This is a genomic window from Myxococcus sp. AS-1-15 (genome assembly GCF_020037055.1).
GTDB classification, from domain to species: domain Bacteria; phylum Myxococcota; class Myxococcia; order Myxococcales; family Myxococcaceae; genus Myxococcus; species Myxococcus fulvus.
Map to the genome: position 1 here is coordinate 314,154 of NZ_JAIQDF010000002.1, position 17,963 is coordinate 332,116.

At 68.3% G+C, this 17,963-nt stretch carries 17 protein-coding genes and 9 tRNA genes; 15 read left to right on the forward strand and 11 right to left on the reverse strand.

Annotated features, from left to right (window positions below; translation table 11 throughout):
* The first annotated feature begins 37 nt into the window (after positions 1-37).
* The 7 genes from K8625_RS06930 (at position 38) to K8625_RS06960 (ending at position 758) form a co-directional block, all read left to right on the forward strand.
* Positions 38-109: transfer RNA gene (locus K8625_RS06930), tRNA-Gly, on the forward strand.
* A gap of 26 nt (positions 110-135) precedes the next feature.
* Positions 136-207, forward strand: a tRNA-Gly gene (locus K8625_RS06935).
* A 14-nt stretch (positions 208-221) separates the two neighbouring features.
* A tRNA-Ala gene (locus K8625_RS06940) sits at positions 222-293 on the forward strand.
* Positions 294-325: 32 nt separating this feature from the next.
* Positions 326-399 (forward strand) — tRNA-Leu (locus K8625_RS06945).
* A 10-nt stretch (positions 400-409) separates the two neighbouring features.
* Positions 410-485, forward strand: a tRNA-Pro gene (locus tag K8625_RS06950).
* Between the two features lie 24 nt (positions 486-509).
* Positions 510-584: transfer RNA gene (locus K8625_RS06955), tRNA-Pro, on the forward strand.
* 103 nt (positions 585-687) lie between these two features.
* Positions 688-758 (forward strand) — tRNA-Ala (locus tag K8625_RS06960).
* 6 nt (positions 759-764) lie between these two features.
* Here K8625_RS06960 and K8625_RS06965 read toward each other — a convergent pair.
* Together K8625_RS06965 and K8625_RS06970 are read right to left on the reverse strand one after the other, a co-directional pair.
* Entirely contained in the window at positions 765-1,154 is a 390-nt protein-coding gene (locus tag K8625_RS06965) for a VOC family protein (protein ID WP_223782232.1), read from the reverse strand.
* A gap of 87 nt (positions 1,155-1,241) precedes the next feature.
* Positions 1,242-2,009: an AraC family transcriptional regulator gene (locus K8625_RS06970; protein WP_223782233.1), complete on the reverse strand. Its 768-nt coding sequence runs from the start codon at positions 2,007-2,009 to the stop codon at positions 1,242-1,244.
* Between the two features lie 206 nt (positions 2,010-2,215).
* On the opposite strand from K8625_RS06970, the gene K8625_RS06975 reads away from it, so the two are divergent.
* The 3 genes from K8625_RS06975 to K8625_RS06985 all read left to right on the forward strand — a co-directional run bounded on the left by K8625_RS06975 (position 2,216) and on the right by K8625_RS06985 (position 2,634).
* Complete coding sequence (locus tag K8625_RS06975; RefSeq protein ID WP_223751408.1) at positions 2,216-2,359, forward strand: hypothetical protein; 144 nt, start codon at positions 2,216-2,218, stop codon at positions 2,357-2,359.
* A gap of 109 nt (positions 2,360-2,468) precedes the next feature.
* Positions 2,469-2,541 (forward strand) — tRNA-Glu (locus tag K8625_RS06980).
* Positions 2,542-2,559: 18 nt separating this feature from the next.
* Positions 2,560-2,634: transfer RNA gene (locus K8625_RS06985), tRNA-Arg, on the forward strand.
* Between the two features lie 102 nt (positions 2,635-2,736).
* On the opposite strand, the gene K8625_RS06990 is transcribed toward K8625_RS06985, so the two are convergent.
* From K8625_RS06990 to K8625_RS07000, 3 genes are read right to left on the reverse strand one after another with little or no spacing between them, the layout of a single operon-like run.
* Entirely contained in the window at positions 2,737-3,696 is a 960-nt protein-coding gene (locus tag K8625_RS06990) for an alpha/beta fold hydrolase (RefSeq protein ID WP_223782234.1), read from the reverse strand.
* Between the two features lie 36 nt (positions 3,697-3,732).
* The gene (locus K8625_RS06995) at positions 3,733-4,890 is read right to left on the reverse strand and encodes an acyl-CoA dehydrogenase family protein (protein ID WP_223749717.1); all 1,158 of its coding nucleotides are present in this window, start codon (positions 4,888-4,890) and stop codon (positions 3,733-3,735) included.
* 11 nt (positions 4,891-4,901) lie between these two features.
* Positions 4,902-5,753 (reverse strand): IclR family transcriptional regulator, encoded by an 852-nt coding sequence (locus K8625_RS07000; RefSeq protein ID WP_141331840.1) that lies wholly within the window; start codon positions 5,751-5,753, stop codon positions 4,902-4,904.
* A gap of 106 nt (positions 5,754-5,859) precedes the next feature.
* Here K8625_RS07000 and K8625_RS07005 point away from each other — a divergent pair, with 106 nt between their 5' ends.
* Genes K8625_RS07005 through K8625_RS07025 form a run of 5 tightly spaced genes read left to right on the forward strand, consistent with a single transcriptional unit; the run spans position 5,860 to position 11,936 of the window.
* Positions 5,860-6,630, forward strand: a complete 771-nt coding sequence (locus K8625_RS07005) for an enoyl-CoA hydratase (RefSeq protein ID WP_223749718.1) — start codon at positions 5,860-5,862, stop codon at positions 6,628-6,630.
* 1 nt (position 6,631) lies between these two features.
* Complete coding sequence (locus tag K8625_RS07010; protein WP_223782235.1) at positions 6,632-8,155, forward strand: 3-hydroxyacyl-CoA dehydrogenase; 1,524 nt, start codon at positions 6,632-6,634, stop codon at positions 8,153-8,155.
* Positions 8,156-8,160: 5 nt separating this feature from the next.
* On the forward strand, positions 8,161-9,357 hold the full coding sequence (locus K8625_RS07015; protein ID WP_223749720.1) for a 3-oxoadipyl-CoA thiolase: 1,197 nt from the start codon (positions 8,161-8,163) through the stop codon (positions 9,355-9,357).
* 32 nt (positions 9,358-9,389) lie between these two features.
* A complete protein-coding gene (locus tag K8625_RS07020) occupies positions 9,390-10,808 on the forward strand; it encodes an aldehyde dehydrogenase family protein (RefSeq protein ID WP_223782236.1) in 1,419 nt (472 codons plus the stop codon).
* A gap of 33 nt (positions 10,809-10,841) precedes the next feature.
* Positions 10,842-11,936, forward strand: a complete 1,095-nt coding sequence (locus K8625_RS07025; protein WP_223782237.1) for a Zn-dependent alcohol dehydrogenase — start codon at positions 10,842-10,844, stop codon at positions 11,934-11,936.
* 8 nt (positions 11,937-11,944) lie between these two features.
* Here the strand turns inward: K8625_RS07025 and K8625_RS07030 are convergent, their stop codons facing one another.
* The 6 genes from K8625_RS07030 to K8625_RS07055 form a co-directional block, all read right to left on the reverse strand.
* Entirely contained in the window at positions 11,945-12,307 is a 363-nt protein-coding gene (locus tag K8625_RS07030) for a hypothetical protein (RefSeq protein WP_223782238.1), read from the reverse strand.
* Positions 12,308-12,399: 92 nt separating this feature from the next.
* Positions 12,400-13,317 carry a transporter gene (locus tag K8625_RS07035; protein ID WP_223782239.1) on the reverse strand — a complete coding sequence of 306 codons (918 nt, stop codon included), beginning with the start codon at positions 13,315-13,317 and terminating at the stop codon, positions 12,400-12,402.
* A gap of 42 nt (positions 13,318-13,359) precedes the next feature.
* Positions 13,360-14,448: a branched-chain amino acid ABC transporter permease gene (locus K8625_RS07040; protein ID WP_223782240.1), complete on the reverse strand. Its 1,089-nt coding sequence runs from the start codon at positions 14,446-14,448 to the stop codon at positions 13,360-13,362.
* A 21-nt stretch (positions 14,449-14,469) separates the two neighbouring features.
* Positions 14,470-15,363, reverse strand: coding sequence for a branched-chain amino acid ABC transporter permease (locus K8625_RS07045; protein WP_046710593.1), 894 nt, complete (start codon positions 15,361-15,363; stop codon positions 14,470-14,472).
* Positions 15,360-17,180, reverse strand: a complete 1,821-nt coding sequence (locus K8625_RS07050; protein WP_223782241.1) for a long-chain fatty acid--CoA ligase — start codon at positions 17,178-17,180, stop codon at positions 15,360-15,362. The genes K8625_RS07045 and K8625_RS07050 overlap by 4 nt, the downstream gene beginning before the upstream one ends.
* Complete coding sequence (locus K8625_RS07055) at positions 17,177-17,947, reverse strand: ABC transporter ATP-binding protein (RefSeq protein ID WP_223749725.1); 771 nt, start codon at positions 17,945-17,947, stop codon at positions 17,177-17,179. The genes K8625_RS07050 and K8625_RS07055 overlap by 4 nt, the downstream gene beginning before the upstream one ends.
* Between the last annotated feature and the right edge of the window lie 16 nt (positions 17,948-17,963).

Consider the following 17,963-nt stretch of genomic DNA (forward strand, 5'->3'; position numbering starts at 1 on the left):
CCTTCTCATGTTCCGGGCCTCCCGCCCCCCAGCACACGCAGCCTTGGCCGAGAGGCGAGGCACCTGAGCGCCACTCAGGACCACGCGGGTTCGACTCCCGCAGGCTGCTTCACGAGCACACCGCAGGGACGCAACGCAGCCTTGGCCGAGGGGAAAGGCACCTGAGAGCCACTCAGGACCGCGCGGGTTCGACTCCCGCAGGCTGCTTCACGAAACACATTGGGGTCGTAGCTCAGCGGGAGAGCGCTCGGTTCGCATCCGAGAGGTCCCGGGTTCAATCCCCGGCGGCTCCATTCCATCACAGTCGTTGTCGTCTGTTTCAAACGCCGCGGTAGCCCAATTGGTAGAGGTGCTGCGCTCAGAACGCAGAGGTTGCGGGTTCGACTCCCGCCCGCGGCATGGTGCTTCACGGGACGTAGCTCAGCTTGGACAAGAGCGCGCGCTTGGGGTGCGCGAGGTCGCTGGTTCGAATCCAGTCGTCCCGACTCGTTGCAGGCAGTGGTGGTTTCCTGGATGTAGCTCAGTCTGGCCAGAGCGCACGGTTCGGATCCGTGAGGTCGCAGGTTCAAATCCTGTCATCCAGATGTGAAGTGTTTCATGCTCCGGGATGCGATTGGATCGCAGCACGGCCGTCTACCGTGTGAACAGGGTTCGATTCCCTGTCGGAGCGCTGGAAGCACCCCTTCAGGGACCGTGGTTCAACGGGAGAATGCTCGGACGGCATCCGAGCGGTCCGGGTTCGATTCCCGGCGGTTCCATTCACCTCAGGCGGAGATGGGGGAGCAGATCTCCACCAGCACGCCGTTGAGGTCCTGCACGTAGGCCACCGACTGTCCCCAGGGCTTCTGCTTGGGTGGTTGGACGGGGCTTGCGCCTGCCTTCACCGAGTGCTCGTAGGCGCCCGCGACATCGGGCGTGACGAGCGCCACCTCCACCGCGGCGGGAGTCTCCTTCGGCCGGTGGAAGCGCACGGTGAGCCCGTTCTGTCCGGCCATCTCCTCTGCCGCGAAGGCCAGCGCGGTGGTGCCCGTGTCCAGCTCTCCGTACGTGTTGCTCTCGTGGAGGAAGCGCCGCTTGAGGCCGAAGGCCTTCTCGTAGAACGCGAGGGTGGCGGGGACGTCCGGGACGTAGAGGATGACATAGCCGAGCTTCATGAGAGGGCTCCGAGGTGGGAGTGAGGACGCCGATGGAGGCGGTCTCTCATGGGCCCGCTGGGGTGTCTTGAAGAAATCGGACGCGGCTCATTCCAGCAGGCCGGTGGGAGACACTCCCGCCAGCTCTCGGACCTCCCGGGTGAAGTGGGCCTGGTCCGAGTAGCCGCAGTCGAGCGCCACGGTGCTCAGCGCGGAGTTCCCCGCGCGAAGCTGCCCCAGTGCTCGCTGGAAGCGCAGCACCCGGGCGAGCAGCTTGGGCGCGGTGCCTGCTTCCTCGAGGATGTCGCGGTGCAGGGTCCGCTCGCTGATGCCCAGTTCGCGCGCCAGCGTGGACATGCGCACCTGTCCCGAGGACGACTGGAGGCACTGGAGCGCGTGGGCGGTCCGGGCCTTCGGCAGGTGTCGCGGCGAGGCATTGCGGCGCAGGAGCTCTTGTTGGAGCAGGGCCTGGGCGTGCTCGAGGGAGCGGCAGGCGGACAGCCGTTGCTGGAGGGCGACGAGGACTGGCGCGCAGTCCTTCACGGGGACGTTGAGGTTGCACAGCTCGCGAGGGCTCACGCCGAGCAGCGCGAGCGCCCATCCGGGCTTGAGCCGGATTCCGAGGCTCACCGAGCCGGGGGCCTCCTTCACGAGCGCGAAGGACTCCATGGGGCCGACCACCGTCACGCGGGGTTCGTCGCCACGTCCCAGGGTGCGCATGTCCGAGAAGCGCACGATGAGGTCCGTGCAGCCGTCGGGGAGGATGCGGTGGAGGCCTGGCGTGGCGGTGGAGGGCGTGACGTAGCGCCAGAGCGCGTCCACCCGGTCGGCCATGAAGGCCGGCGGCGCCAGCTCCGTGTATCCACCCTCGAGCATCCCTCGGTCTCCTCCTGGGGAGAGGATAGTACCGGGCGGCTCATTCCGCGCGGGCCTCGAGCCGGGCGAGGGGGATGGCGCCAGAGGGCTCGCGGGCCGCTGTGCACGGTGTGCTCGCATTGAAGACACATGTCTTTGTCAGGGCGAGAAGTCGAGCGCGTCTGTCGTTGGCGAAAGGAGCGGTGAATCTGCCGATGGTGAATCCGATGAGCCCGATGAATCTCAAGCGCAAGAACGACACTGTCCGCGGCATCGCCGTGCTGTTCGCGAACACCGAGCAGGACACCGTCTCCGAGGACGAGCTGTGGGAGGGAATCGCTTCCTTCCGTAGCGCTCCACCCGGCCGTTGAGCTTCCTGGCCACGTCTCGATGACGTGGCCGGGCGGTTTCAGAGGCCGGGCTCCCAGAGGGGACCCGGCCTCTTCTCGTTTCCGGGTTCCCTCTCTCGCAGTACCTGCCGCCCCGTTCGTCTATCGGCGCAGGACACCGCACTCTCGATGCGGGAAGACGGGTTCGACTCCCGTACGGGGCACTCTTCGCGACATCTTCAGGTCCTGTAGCTCAGCGGATTCAGAGCGCTCGGGTGCGAACCGAGAGGCCGCAGGTTCGATTCCTGCCAGGACCACTGTTTCATCTGTTTCATGCACGCCGAGCCAGCGGGCGACGGCATCGGTTCGACATACCGACTTGGCCGGGTTCGACTCCCGGGGCGTGCACTCCCGAAGCCTCACGCGGTCGCGGACGGTCGCTCCGGCAGCCGTTCCATCGCGGGCAGCGCGTCGGGCCGGTCCCACAGCACGAAGTGGCTGCACCCGTCGAGCGTCACCACCTCGAGCTCCGGACGGCCCTTCTGCGCGCTCTCCAGCATCGACCTGGACTCCAGGACCCGGTCCTTCCCCGGGACGAGCACGGTGCCGCGCCGCACGTTGCGGAACAGCGACTCATCGCGCTCCTCGAACCAGCGCGCCAGGTCCACCAGGTTGGTCAGCATGGTGGACACCCGCTTCGGGTTGAACGGGAACGCCATGATGAGCTCGCGCTTGCGCGCATCCTCCAGCGGCCCCCACGCCCCCCGGTTGTGCCGGGAGATGGGCGCCAGGCGCCACAGCGGGATGAAGAACGGCAGCAGCCACAGCTGCGCCCGCGTCAGGCGCGTGTACGCACGAGCGCGCGGGAGCACGGGCGCCTCCAGCACCACCTCCACCTTCTCGAACAGGTCCGGCCGCAGCTTCGCCGCCTCCAGCACCACCGCGCCTCCGCGCGAATGCCCATGGACGCGCACCTGGTCCGTCCTCGGCAGATGCTCCAGCGCCTGCACCAGCACGGCGGCGTCGTGGGCAATCGTGCCCTCCGGAGCGCTCGGCACCTTCGCCCAGGGCGCTGGCACCTCGCGAGGACCTGTAATCGGCAGGTGGTAGTCGCAGCTCGTCACCAGGATGAGCTGGAGCCCCGGGTCCTCGTAGTGGCGCGTGAAGTAGCGCATGTCCGCCACGAAGCCGTGCATGCACAGCACCGTGGCACGCGGGTTCTCACAGCGCCGCTCCGCGATGACCGCCTTGCCCACCCGGTGGATGTGCCCGTCGAAGGCCTCGCTCGGACAGGGCGTGCACTCGCGGACGAGCAGCCACTGCCGCAGGGCGAGCACGAGAACGACGATGCCGACGAGGACTGCGATGGCCACGGACATGCAGACTCCCAGGGGGCCAGGCCTCGAACGGACGGCTCAGGTCGCCTCGCGCATCATATTTCGCGCGATGACCAGTTGCTGAATCTGGCTGGTGCCCTCATACAGGCGGAACAGGCGCACGTCGCGGTAGAAGCGCTCGATGCCGTAGTCCGCGATGTACCCCGCCCCTCCGAAAATCTGCACCGCGCGGTCCGCGACGCGCCCCACCATCTCGCTCGCGAACAGCTTGCAGCAGGACGCCTCGGTGCTGATGTTCTGGCCCGCGTCCCTGCGCCGGGCCGCGTCCAGCACCATGCAGCGCGCCGCGTAGGCCTCCATGCGGCTGTCCGCCAGCATGGCCTGGATGAGCTGGAACTCCGCGATGGGCTTGCCGAACTGCTCACGCTCCATGGCGTAGCGAAGGCTCTCCCGGATGAGCCGCTCGGCCACACCCACGCACACCGCCGCGATGTGGAGCCGGCCCCGGTCCAGCACCTTCATCGCCGTCTTGAAGCCCTGTCCCTCCACGCCGCCCAATAGCTGCGTCGCTGGGACACGACAGTCCTCGAAGAGCACGTCCGCGGTGTGTGTCCCCTTCTGTCCCATCTTCCGGTCCGACGGACCGATGATGAGCCCCGGGGTGCCCGCCTCGACGAGGAACGCGGAGATGCCCGCGGCCCCCTTCTCGTCCGGGTTGGTGCGCGCCATCACCGTGAACAGCCCCGCCTCGGGCGCATTGGTGATGAAGCGCTTGGTGCCGTTGAGCACGTACACGTCGCCCTCGCGCCGGGCCGTGGTCCTCAACGAGGAAGCATCCGAACCCGCGTTGGGCTCCGTCAGCGCGAACGCACCGACAATCTCTCCCGAGGCCAGTCGAGGAAGGTACTTGCGCCGCTGTTCCTCCGTGCCATCCAGGATGATTCCCTGCGAGCCGATGCCGTTGTTGGTGCCGATGAGCGAGCGGAAGGCGGGCGACGTCTGTCCAAGCACGAAGGCCACCTGCACCTCCTGGCTCATGTTCAGCCCGACGCCGCCGAACTCCACGGGTGTGGACAGGCCGAACAGGCCAAGGGCGCGCATCTCCTCGATGATGTCCCGGGGGATGGCATCCTCGTCCGCCACGCGGTGCTCGTTGGGAATCAGGCGCTCCTTCACGAAGCGCTCCAGCATGGAGAGCAGCTGCTCCAGGGTCTCGTCCTCGCGGGCGGTGAGCATGGTGGTCCTTGTCAGCGGTGCTGCAGTGCCGCCTCGACGTTGCGCACCAGGTTCACCAGCCGGGGACCGATGTCCAACAGCAGTCGCTGACGCGGCAACAGGAACGACGGCCCGCCACAGTTGAAGGCCAACAGCCCGCTGCCATCCGGCGCGATGAACGGCACGCCCACCGCGTTGACGTCCCGGTCCCAGTCTCCGACGGAGAGCGTGAAGCCGTGCGTGCGGTACTCCTCCAGCGCCTGCTCGATGCTCGCCTGGAGGCGCGGCCACTTCTCCGGCTCGCGCTTGGCCATGTGTCCCATCAGGTAGCGACGCTCGCCCTCGGGGAGCGCGGCGAGCAGCGCCCGTCCCATCGCCGTGGTGGCGAGCGGCAGCCTGGAGCCGATGTCCAGCCGCAGCGTCACCGCCGCGGTGGAGCGACAGTGCTCCACGTACACCACGTTGAGCCGGTCCCGACTGCCCAGCGACACCGGGACGTTCGCGTAGTCCGCCAGGTCCTGCATCAGCGGTCGGGCCACGTCGCGCACGCCCATGTTGGAGAGCGCCGCGAAGCCGAGCGCGAGCACCCGCGTGCCGAGCTGATACTTGCCCAGCCGCTCCGAGTACGTGAGGTAGCCCAGCCGCGTCAGCGTATGCGTCAGCCGCGAGATGGTGGGCTTGGGCAGCCCCGTGCTCGCCGCGAGTTCTTGGTTGCCGAGCATGGGGCGCTGCGGGGTGAAGGCCCTCAGAATCTCCAACCCACGCGCGAGCGCCGTCACGAATTGACGGTCCTTCACTTCCTCTTCGCTCACCTGCTCCAGCGACTCCACGAACGGGGCACCGGCGTCACTGGGCGGAGATGAGGGGGCTGCGAAGCGTCTCATGACAGTCCTGACAAGAGCGGGATTGCCATCACGATAAACAGACAGTACAAATGGGTCAAGGTCTGCGAAATTCAGTTTCGCATAGCGAAACAAGGAATATCCAACCATGTCCCACGTGCTCGTCGAGAGGCCCGAGGAAGGCATCGCCTTGGTGCGACTGCATCGTCCCGAGGTCCGCAATGCATTGGGATTGGAGCTGCGCCAGGAATTGTCCGTGGCCTTCCGGGAGCTGGGCGCGGACGCGGCGGTGCGTTGCATCGTGCTGACGGGCGGACCGGAGTTCTTCGCGGCGGGTGCGGACCTGCGGGCCCTGGTGGACGCGACGCCGGTGGACCTGCTGCTGCGGGACACCCAGTGGCTCTGGCAGTCCCTGGCGGAGTGCCCCGCGCCGGTCATCGCCGCGGTGAATGGCTTCGCGCTCGGAGGTGGCTGCGAGCTGGCGATGCACGCGGACATGATTGTCGCGGGAGAGAGCGCCAGCTTCGGTCAGCCGGAGATTCGGGTGGGCATCATGCCGGGGGCGGGAGGCACGCAACGGCTGACGCGCGCGGTGGGGAAGTTCAAGGCGATGAAGCTGCTGCTCACCGGCGAGCCGATGACGGCGCGGGAGGCGGAGGCCATGGGCCTGGTCACCGAGGTGGTCCCCGACGCGGAGGTGTTGGAGCGGGCGCTCACGCTCGCGCGGAAGGTGGCGAACATGCCGCCCCTGGCCGTGCGACAAATCAAGGAGGTGGTCCTCGCGGGACAGGACGCGTCCCTCGCGGAGGCGCTGCTCCTGGAGCGCAAGGCCTTCCAGCTCCTCTTCGCCACGCGCGACCAGAAGGAGGGCATGCGGGCCTTCCTGGACAAGCGCAAGCCCGCCTTCGAGGGACGCTGACATGGTCGACGTCCAAGCACCCTCGCTCACGTTGGGACTGGTCGGAACGGGCGTCATGGGTCGAGGCATCGCCCAGCTCGCCGCGCAGGCGGGAATCACCGTCCGCTTGTTCGATGCGCGTCCCCAGGCCGCGGAGGAGGCCCGCGCGTCTGTCGCGTCGACGCTCGAGATGCTGGTGACGAAGGGTCGCCTGTCGCCCGAGGAGGCGCGCGCGGCGACGGCTCGGCTCGAGCCTGTTCCCTACGAAGCGTCGCTCGCGGGCTGTGACGTGGTGGTGGAGGCCATCGTCGAGGACCTCGGTGTGAAGCAGGCGCTGTTCACCCGCCTGGAGGGCATCGTCGGGCCGGAGTGCCTGCTGGCCACGAACACCTCGTCGCTCTCGGTGACGGCCATCGCCTCGGCGTGCGAGCGCCCGGGCCGCGTCGGTGGCTTCCACTTCTTCAACCCGGTGCCGTTGATGAAGGTGGTGGAGGTCATCGAGGGGGCGCGCACGGAGCCCTGGGTGGGGGAAACACTCGTGCTGCTCGCGAGGCGGCTGGGCCACCGGCCGGTGCGCGCGGCGGACACCCCGGGCTTCATCGTGAACCACGCTGGGCGCGGCTTCGGCACGGAGGCGCTGCGCATCCTCCAGGAGGGCGTGGCCTCGTTCGAGGTGATTGACCGCGTGCTGCGGGACGCCGCGGGCTTCCGGATGGGGCCGTTCGAGCTGCTGGACCTCACGGGGCTTGATGTCTCGCACCCGGTGATGGAGTCCGTGTACGAGCAGTTCTACCAGGAGCCGCGCTTCCGTCCGTCGTACGTGCTGCGTCAGCGGCTCACGGCGGGACTGCTCGGGCGCAAGAGCGGGCAGGGCTTCTACTCCCACGAAGGGGGACGGCCTCACGCCGTGCCGGAGCCCGTGCTTCCGAAGGGAGAGCAGCGGCCGGTGTGGGTGGCCGCCGATGAGCCCGGCTGGAGGGAGGCACTGCTGTCCCTGGTTCGTGCGGCGGGTTGGTTCCCGGACGACGGAGAGCATCCCGCACCGGAGTCGCTGTGCCTGCTCGCGCCGCTGGGGCGGGACGCCACGACCACGGCACTGGCACTGGAGCTGGACCCCGAGCGCACGGTGGCGGTGGACCTGTTGTTCGGTCCGGAGCGTCGGCGCACGGTGATGACGACGCCGGTGACGCGGCCCGCGTTCCTGGACTCGGCGCTCGCGCTGCTCGGGGCGGATGGGACGCCGGTGGCGCGCATCCACGACAGCACGGGCTTCGTCGCGCAGCGGGTGCTCGCCACCGTGGTGAACATCGCGTGCGACATCGCGCAGCAGCGCATCGCGAGCCCGGAGGACATCGATGCCGCGGTGACGCTCGGGCTGGGTTATCCGCTCGGACCGCTGGCCTGGGGTGACGCGCTCGGTCCGCGACGCGTGTTGAAGGTGCTGGACGCCATCCACGCCGCCTCCGGAGACCCGCGCTATCGCGCGAGCCCATGGTTGTCCCGCCGAGCCCGGCTCGGTGTCTCCCTCCTCACGCCGGAGAGGTGATTCGCATGAGCGCCTATATCTACGATGGGTTGCGCACGCCGTTCGGTCGTCACGCGGGAGCGCTGGCGCCTGTTCGCCCCGATGACCTGCTCTCCGGAGTCATCCGCGCGCTGCTCACGCGCGGCCCGTTCGAGCTGGGGGACATCGAGGATGTCGTCATCGGGTGCACCAACCAGGCGGGGGAGGACAGCCGCAACGTGGCACGGCACGCCGCGCTGCTCGCGGGGCTGCCCATCGAGGTGGGCGGTGTGACGGTGAACCGGTTGTGCGGCAGCGGGCTCGCGGCGGTGCTGGACGCGGCGCGCGCGGTCATGACGGGGCAGGGAGAGCTCTTCGTCGCCGGGGGCGTGGAGAGCATGAGCCGTGCGCCCTTCGTGCTGCCCAAGGCCGAGTCGGCGTTCAGTCGCGACACCCAGGTGTTCGACACGACGATGGGTGCCAGGTTCCCGAACCCCCGCGTGGTGGCTCGCTTCGGTGGTGACACGATGCCGGAGACGGCGGACAACATCGCGCGCGACCTGGGCATCGGCCGCGCGGCCTCGGACCGGTTCGCGCTGGCTTCGCAGCAGAAGTTCGCGACGGCGCAGGCCCGGGGGTTCTTCGCGGGAGAGCTGGTCCCCGTGGAGCTGCCGGGACGCAAGGGGGCGGTCACCACGGTGACGGTCGACGAGCATCCCCGTCCGGACACGACGCTCGACAAGTTATCCACACTCAAGCCGCTGGCCGCGGAGGGCGTCGTCACGGCGGGCAACGCCTCGGGCATCAATGACGGCGCGGCGGCGCTGCTCGTCGGCTCGATTTGTGTCGGCGAGTCCGTGGGGTGCAAGCCGCTGGCGCGCATCGTGTCGGCCGCCATCGCGGGAGTTCCGCCGCGCACCATGGGACTGGGGCCCGTGCCGGCCGCGCGCAAGGCGCTGGAGCGCGCGCAGTTGGCGTTGTCGGACATGGACATCATCGAAATCAACGAGGCCTTCGCCGTGCAGGTGCTCGGCTGCCTCAAGTTGCTGGAGCTGGGCGAGGACGACAGCCGGGTGAACCCGAACGGTGGAGCCATCGCCGTGGGGCATCCGCTGGGCGCGTCGGGGGCGAGACTGGCCCTCACGGCGGCGCGACAGCTCCAGGTCTCCGGTGGGCGCTACGCGCTCGTCAGCATGTGCATCGGGGTGGGACAGGGCATCGCCGCGGTCCTCGAGCGTGTGTGAGTGGCTTCCTCTTCTGACGTTGGGAGAATCGAATGCAGGTCTACGACAAGCTCTACATCCAGGGTGAGTGGGTGGCGTCGCGAGGCGGTGGGCACATCGACGTGCTCAGCGCCTCCACCGAGGAGGTGATGGGGCGCGTTCCCGAGGGCACGGCAGAGGACGTGGACCGCGCGGTGCGCGCGGCGCGTGGTGCCTTCGAGGCATGGGCCTCTTTGCCCGTCCCGGAGCGGGCGGCGTTCTTGCGGAGGCTCCAGGCGGGGTTGACGGAGCGGCAGGATGCGCTCGCGAGGACGATGACGGGCGAGGTGGGCATGCCCCTGGCGCTGTCGAAGGCCATTCAGGTGGGCACGCCCATCACCGTGACGGGGACCTATGTGCAGCTCCTCCAGGAGCACGCCTTCGAGGAGCAGGTGGGCAACTCGCTGGTGGTGCGCGAGCCGGTGGGCGTCGTCGCCTGCATCACACCGTGGAACTATCCGCTGCATCAGATTGTCGCGAAGGTGGCGCCGGCGCTGGCGGCGGGTTGCACCGTGGTCCTCAAGCCCAGCGAGGTCGCGCCGCTCAACGCGTTCATGCTCGCGGAGATTCTCCACGAAGCGGGATTGCCTCCGGGCGTCTTCAACCTCGTGTCCGGAGCAGGGCCCGTGGTGGGCGAGGCGCTCGTGCGCCACCCCGAGGTGGACATGGTGTCCTTCACGGGCTCGACGCGAGCGGGGCGCCGGGTGTCGGAGCTAGCGGCGGCCACGGTGAAGCGCGTGTCGCTGGAGCTGGGTGGCAAGTCCGCGTCCATCGTCCTCGCGGACGCGAACCTCAAGAACGCGGTGAAGCGGACGGTGGGCAACTGCTTCCTCAACTCGGGTCAGACGTGCACGGCGCACACGCGCATGCTGGTGCCGCGGGCCTTGCACGATGAGGCGGCGCGCCTCGCCGTGGAGGTGGCCACGAGCTTCACCGTGGGCGACCCGTTCCAGGGAGAGGCGAAGCTCGGTCCCGTCATCTCCGAGGCGCAGCGTGCGCGCGTTCGTGAGTACATCCAGCAGGGCATTCGCGAGGGCGCGAAGCTCGTCGCCGGTGGGCCCGAGCAGCCCGAGGGCCTGCCGAAGGGCTACTACGTGAAGCCCACGGTCTTCGCGGGCGTGACGCCGGAGATGACCATCGCGAGGGAGGAGATCTTCGGCCCCGTGCTCGCCATCCTGCCGTACGACGACGATGACGACGCGGTCCGCATCGCGAACAGCACCATCTACGGTCTGGCCGGAGGTGTCTGGTCGGAGGACGTGGAGCACGCGAAGCGAGTCGCGCGTCGGATGCGCACCGGACAGGTGGACATCAACGGCGGACGCTTCAACCCGTTGGCCCCGTTCGGTGGCTACCGACAGTCCGGGAACGGTCGAGAACTCGGCCGCTACGGGCTGGAGGAGTTCCAGGAACTCAAGGCGATGCAGCTCTGAATCAGTCCCCCCTCATCCGAGTCAGGAGTCCCCATGAAGGCCGCGGTGTGTTTCGAGAAGGACGTGCTGACCATCACCGACGTGAGCTTCGAGCCGCCGAAGGCGCGCGAGGTGCTCGTTCGCATGGTGGCCTGTGGTGTCTGTCACACGGACCTGTCGGTGGTGAACGGCACGGTGAAGATGAAGCTGCCCTGTGTGCTGGGGCACGAGGGCGCGGGCATCGTCGAGGAAGTCGGGGAGGAGGTCTCCCATCTGCGGAAGGGGGACAAGGTCGTCCTCTCGTGGGTGGCGCAGTGTGGCGAGTGCTACTTCTGTCGCATCCAACGGCCGAACCTGTGCGAGCTCGGCGAGCGCATCAACGCGGGCAACCGGATGCCGGACGGGAGCACGCGACTGCGCAAGGACTCGCGCGAGCTGAACGTGTTCTCCGCGCTGGGGGCGCTGTCGGAGTACGCGGTGGTGCCGGCGCGGGCGGCGGTGAAGCTCCCCGAGGACGCGCCGCTCGACAAGGCGGCGCTGGTGGGCTGCGCGGTGACGACGGGCGTGGGGGCGGTGTTCAACACGGCGCAGATGCCGCCAGGGGCGACGGTGGCGGTGTTCGGCACGGGCGGCGTGGGATTGAACATCATCCAGGGCGCGGTGATTGCCGGCGCCGAGCGAATCATCGCGGTGGACGTGCACCCGAAGAAGCTGGAGTTCGCGAAGGTGTTCGGCGCGACGGACGTCATCGACGCGACGAGCGTGGACCCGGTGGTGGGCATCCGCGAGCTGACGCGGGGTCGAGGCGCGGACTATGCGTACGAAGCGGTGGGCCGCAAGGAGACCATCGAGCAGGCCTACCAGTGCACGCGAAAGGCGGGCACGTGCGTCGTCGTCGGCGTGGGGAGCGTGAAGGAGCAGATCTCCCTCAACGTCTTCGTGCTGCCGTTGTTCGAGAAGCGGCTGCTCGGCTCCTGGTTCGGCACCGCGGATGTGCACCGCGACATGCCTCGGCTCTTGGACCTCTACAAACAGAAGAAGCTCAAGCTGGATGAGTTGGTGACGACGACCTACAAACTGGACCAGCTCGACCAGGCCTTCACGGACATGAAGAACGGAGTGAATGCCCGGGGAGTGGTCTTGTTCTGACGGGGCGCTCAGTCGGCTACGTGCCATTCTGGCCCTGGGGGGACTTTGGCGGTCCCCAGGGCCTCGAGCGCGAATGATTCCAATGCCTCAAGGATTTCCGTGCGACGCACCCAATCGGGACCACCATGTTTTCCGGCCCGCGCCTCCCACTGGCCTTTGTGGTGGTGCAGGTAGACTGCCCTGTCGAAGTACCAGAAGTCGGCTGGATTGGACTCGCTATCACTCGATGCCGTCTCGAATGCCGCACGTTTGGGCTGCGTGGTGACGAGAATGCCTGAGGGAACGAAATAGGTTCGTCTCAGAATGCGGAAGCCCCTGGCTTCGAGACGTCGTCCGAGCTCATCGAGGAGTTCCTGGTACTGGGTCGTCATAGGGGCTCACGACCGACGCTATGACGTCCGGTGGCATGGGCACCAGGGGCAAGGCATCGAGCCCACTGGTGCCGCACTGACTCACGCCAGCTCTAGAAGAACACGTGCGTGAACCGAGCGCCGATGAACTGGCTCTTCGTCACGCCCTCGGACGCGGCGACGTCCGGCTGGAACTGGAGCATCAGCGTGGAGGCCTTCTCCAGCCGGATGCCCATCGTCAGCCGCAGCGACTGCACCGTGGTGCTCTTGGCGATCTCCAGCTCACCCGCCGGCGTGTCGATGGTGCGCTTGCCCGACGCCTCGACGATGTAGCCCGCGCCCGTGAAGAACGTGGACGACAGGTCCATGCCCAGATGGAAGATGCCGCCGAACGACGGCGCCTGGCTCATCACCACCTTCGAGCCACCCTCCGCGCTCGGAATCAGGAACTCGTCGTTGTCCCCCTGGAACGCCACGCTGCCCATCAGCTCCGCCGTGAAGATCTTCTTGAAGCGCTGACCCGCGACCAGCTGCGGACGTACCACCCACCGGTTCGCCCCGATGTTCACCAGCCGGTTGCTGTCATAGCTGCCCACCGGCACCGTGACGTACGGCGTGAGCGCGAACCACGTGTGCGTGTTGTCCTCGGCGTTCTGCACCAACCCATATCCAATCGTCGGGATGTACGTCACATCGCCCACGCCCGAGGCGCGCAGCGCCGTCTTCGGACCCGCGGGCGACGCCGGGTTCGCCTGGAACACCGTCACGTCCACCACCGGCAGGCTCAAGTCCAGCGGCACCACCACCAGGTCGCCGAACTTCAGCACGTACGTGGCGCGGAAGGCCGCTTGGAGTTGTGAGAAGTCACGCTCGCCAGACGCGGAGACGTGACGCAGATACATGTTGGTGATGATGCCCCGGTGCGGGACGAAAAATCCCGCCTCGTAGTCTCGCAGGTCCGCCTGCTGGGCCTGGGCCCCGGTGGTCGAGAACAGCACTGCGAACAGGACACTGAGCAGCATGCGCTTCATGGTGATTCCCTCCCTCGAGGAACGTCGTCGATACGGTTTGCGTCAGTAACGGAACGGCCACGCCTGGAAGTACCGGCGGACCCGCAGCCACACGCCGAAGAGCCCCAGGGGCTCGAGCACCAGCACCAGCACCACCACCAGCGACAGCAGCACCGTCGACTGCTGCGCGGACGTGAGCTGATTCACGAAGGGAATCGCGCCGCCCACCGTCTCCGCCAACGGGCTCAGGAACGTGAACGCGAGCGCGCCGCTGACGGCGCCGAACACCGTGCCCACCCCTCCCAGCACAATCATCGCGATGTACTGGATGGAGAGGTTCAAATCGAACGGCGGCTCCACCGTGATGTATTGCTGCTGGAACGCGAACATCGCCCCCGCGATGCCCGCCAGGAACGACGACACGCCGAACGCCTGCAGCTTCGCCTGCGTCGTCCCCACCCCCAGCACCTCCGCCGCCAGGTCCTGGTCCCTCACCGCCATCATCGCCCTGCCACTGTCCGAGCGCTGGAGGTTCTTCGTCAGCCACACCGTGAACGCGGCGAGCCCCGCGAAGAGGAAGTACAGCTTCCGCTCGAAGCCGAAGCGCACGCCGCCCACGCTCCACGCGGTGCTCATCGACGCCGCCGCGCCCGTCTCGTCGCGGAACCACCAGTACATCGGCACCGCCGTCCCGCTCAGCCCGCTCGTCACCTCCGGATACGCGAGCAACACGTGCTGCGTCAGGAACACCAATCCCAACGTGACGATGGCCAGGTACAGCCCCTTGAGCCGCAGCGCGAACGCGCCAATCACCACGCCCACCAGCGCGGACACACCGCCCGCCAGTGGCAACGCCAACCAGAACGGCCAGCCCAGCTTCGTGCCGAGCACCGCCGCCGTGTACGCGCCCAGCGCCAGGAACGCCGCGTGCCCCAGGCTCACCTGTCCCGCGAAGCCCGTGAGCACCATCAGCGACGCGGCGCCCACGATGGCCACCAGCCCCAGGTTGCCCACCGTGAGCCACCGCGTGCTCACCAGCCACGGGTAGCTCAACCCCACGGCCAGCGTCAGCAGCAGCCCCGCCCGCTGCCACAGGCCGGGAAAGAGCTTCAGGTCGTCCTCGTACCGAATCACCAGGGGGCGCGTTGGCATGATGTCGTCTCGCGCGCGTCGTCAGACGCGGCGCACCTCGTGCTCGCCCCACAGCCCGCGCGGACGCAGGACCAGGAACAGAATCATCGCGGCGTAGGGGAAGACGGCGTGGAAGTTGTGCCCGAAGGCGCCCAGGTGTGGATTCACATACGCCTGGGACAGCACCTCCAAGAGCCCCAGCATGAACGCGGCCACCACCGCGCCCACCACCGACTCCAGTCCTCCGACGATGATGGCGGGGAACGCCCTCAACGCCACGTAGCCCAGGTTCGAATCCACCGAGCGCGGGAACATCCCCAGGAACACGCCCGCCACCGCCGCCGTCGCTCCCGCCAGGAACCACGTGAAGCCGAGCACCCGGCCCACCGGAATCCCCAGCACCAGCGCCACCTCCTGGTTCTCGCTTGCCGCGCGCATCGCTACGCCCAGCGGCGTGCGCTGCACCAGCGCGTGCATCCCCACCAGCACCACCGTCGTCGCGCCCAGCGACACCAGCGAGGACAGCAGCACGGTGGCGTTGCCCACCTGCACCTCCGCCATCGCATCCCACGGCGTGGGCATTCCACGCGTGTCCGTGCCGAATGCGATGACGATGCCCGCGCGCAACAAGAGCCCCAGGAACAGCGTCAGGATGATGGTGGTGAAGACAGGGCGCCCCACCATGCGGCGCAGCACCGTGCGCTCCAGGAGCGCGGCCAGGCCACCGGTGAGACACGCGGACGCGGCGAGCGCCAGCCACCAGGGCAGCACCTCCACCAGCGCCGTCATCAGGAACGCGCCCAGCGCGAGCAGCTCGCCGTGCGCGAAGTTGAAGAGTCGGGAGGCCCGATACACCACGGAGAAGCCCAGGGCGATGAGCGCGTAGCTCGCCCCGAGCGCCAGTCCGGAGATGCCGAGCTGGAGAAGCTGCGTCATTCGCGTGTCCTCGCGTACATCTCTTCCACCAGCTGGGAGTGCAGCTCGAGCACCGCCTTGCGGCGCACCTTGAGGGACGCCGTCACCTCGCCCGCGTCCTGCGTCATCTCGCGCTCGAGCAGTCGGAACGCCCGCACCTGCTCCACGCGCGCCAGCGTCTCGTTCGCGCGGGTGACTTCCTCCTCGATGAGCTTGCGCACCTCGGGCCGCTGCGTGAGGTCCGTGTACGAGGTGAAGGCCAGCTTGCGGCGCAGCGCCCAGTCCGCCACCGTCTCCGGGTCCACCTGCACCAGCGCGGTGACGAAGGGCCGCCGGTCGCCGATGGCCACTGCCTCCTTGATGTACGGACTGTTCTTCAGCGCGTTCTGGATGCGCTCGGGCGACAGGTTCTTCCCACCCGACGTGATGAGGATTTCGCGCTTGCGGCCGGTGATGCGCAGATACCCGTCCGCGTCGATTTCGCCCAGGTCCCCCGTGCGCAGCCAGCCCTGCGCGTCACGCACGTCGGCGGTGGCCTCCGGCTTGTTGAGGTAGCCGAGGAACACGTTGCTGCCGCGCACCAGCACCTCGCCGTCCTCGTCCAGCCGGCACTCCACGCCCGGCACCGGACGTCCCACGGTGCCCAGTCGCGTCGCGCCCGGGATGTTGAGGTGGCTGGTGCCCGCGCTCTCCGTCTGCCCGTAGCCCTCGTAGATGCGAACGCCCACGCTGTCGTACCAGGCGAGCAGCTCCGGAGAGATGGGCGCCGCGCCGGAGATGGGGAAGCGGCAGCGCCTCAACCCCAGTCGCTCCTGGAGCGGGCGGTAGACGAGCAGGTCGCCCACGCGCCACAAGAGCGCGTCCCACCAGCGACGCTGTCCTGTCCGCTCGCGCTCGCGAATCCCGGCGCCCAGGCGGGTGAAGGTCTCGAACAAGGTGCGCTTGAGCCACGATGCGTCGCGCATCTTCACCATCACCACCGCGTGCATCTTCTCCCAGATGCGCGGCACGCCCAGGAACACCGTGGGGGACACCTCGGCCACGTCCTGCTGCACCGTCTCCAGCGCCTCGCCGAAGTGGACCTTGCCTCCAACGGCCAGGGGCAACAGCAGGCTGAACAGCTTCTCCGCGACGTGACACAGCGGCAGGTACGAGACGACGCTGTCCTCCTGCCCCAACCCGAGCTGCGCGGTGAAGGTCGCCGAGCCCTCCAGCATGTTGCGGCTCGACACCAACGCGCCCTTCGGCGAACCCGTGGTGCCCGAGGTGTAGATGACCATCGCCGGCTCATCCGGACTGCGCGCCGCGAGCTGCGCCTTCAGCCACCCGGGCTCCCGCTCCAACAGCGCGCGGCCTTCCTCCAGGAAGCGCTCCCAGAGACGCAGGCGTGAATCCTCCACGCCGCGCAGGCCCCTCGGCTCGACGACGAGCACGTGCTCGACGGAGGGTGTCTCGTCGACGACGGCCGCCACCTTGTCGTACTGCTCCTGGTCCTCGCAGAGCACGACGCGACAGCGCGCGTCGTTGAGGATGTACGCCACGTCCGCGGCGGGGTTCGTCTGGTAGATGCCCACGCCGCGAGCGCCGAGCACCTGCGCGCCCAGGTCCGTGAACAGCCACTCCGGCCGGTTGTCGCTGAGGATGGCCACTGAGTCACCGGCGCGCACGCCCAGCTCCCACAGCATCCTCGCCGTCCACCCGACGCGCTCCAGGTAGTCCTGGAAGGACAGCTCCCGCCAGATGCCCAGGCGCTTCTCGCGAATGGCCACTGCTTGCGGATGTCGCTCCGCGCGCAGGTAGAGCTGGCCCGGCAGGCTCAGCGGCAGCGCCGTGCTCATGCCGCCACCGCCCCGCCGACGTACGCGCTGAGCACGCGCGAGTCCTCACGCAGCGCCGAGGGCGGCCCGTTCGCGATGACACGCCCCCGGTCCAGCACCGTCACCTGCGTGGCCAGGTCCATCACGAAGCGCAGCTCGTGGCCGATGAGCACCTGCGTCACCCCCAGCTCGTGACGGATGTCGAGCAGGTGGTTGGCCATGTCCTCGGTCTCCTCCTGGTTGAGCCCGGCGGTGGGCTCGTCCAGGAGCAGCAGCTTCGGCTCCATGCACAGCGCGCGGCCCAGCTCCACGCGCTTGCGGATGCCGTAGGGCAGCACCGACACGGGCATCCACCGGTAGTGCTCCAGGGAGAGGAAGTCGATGACCTCCTCGGCCTTCTCGCGGTGACGAACCTCCTCCTGCCTCGCGCCGCGCGTCCAGAAGAGGTGACGCAAGAGCCCCGTGCGGTACTTCGGGTGGCGGCCGAGCAGCAGGTTCTCCAGCACCGTGAGGTGCTCGAAGAGCGCCAGGTTCTGGAACATCCGCGACACACCGCGCCGGGCAATCTCCGGCGGCTCCAGTCCCGTGAGCGCCTGTCCTTCCAATCGCACGCGTCCCTCCATGTGCCGGTGGATGCCGCTGACGCAGTTGAAGAGGCTGCTCTTGCCCGCGCCGTTGGGACCAATCACGGCATGCAGCGCGCCGGCCTCGATGGAGAACGAGACTCCATCCAGGGCTCGCACCCCGGAGAAGGACAGGCCCACGTTGTCGAGCTCCAGCAAGGCCATGCTTCACCCTTCACGT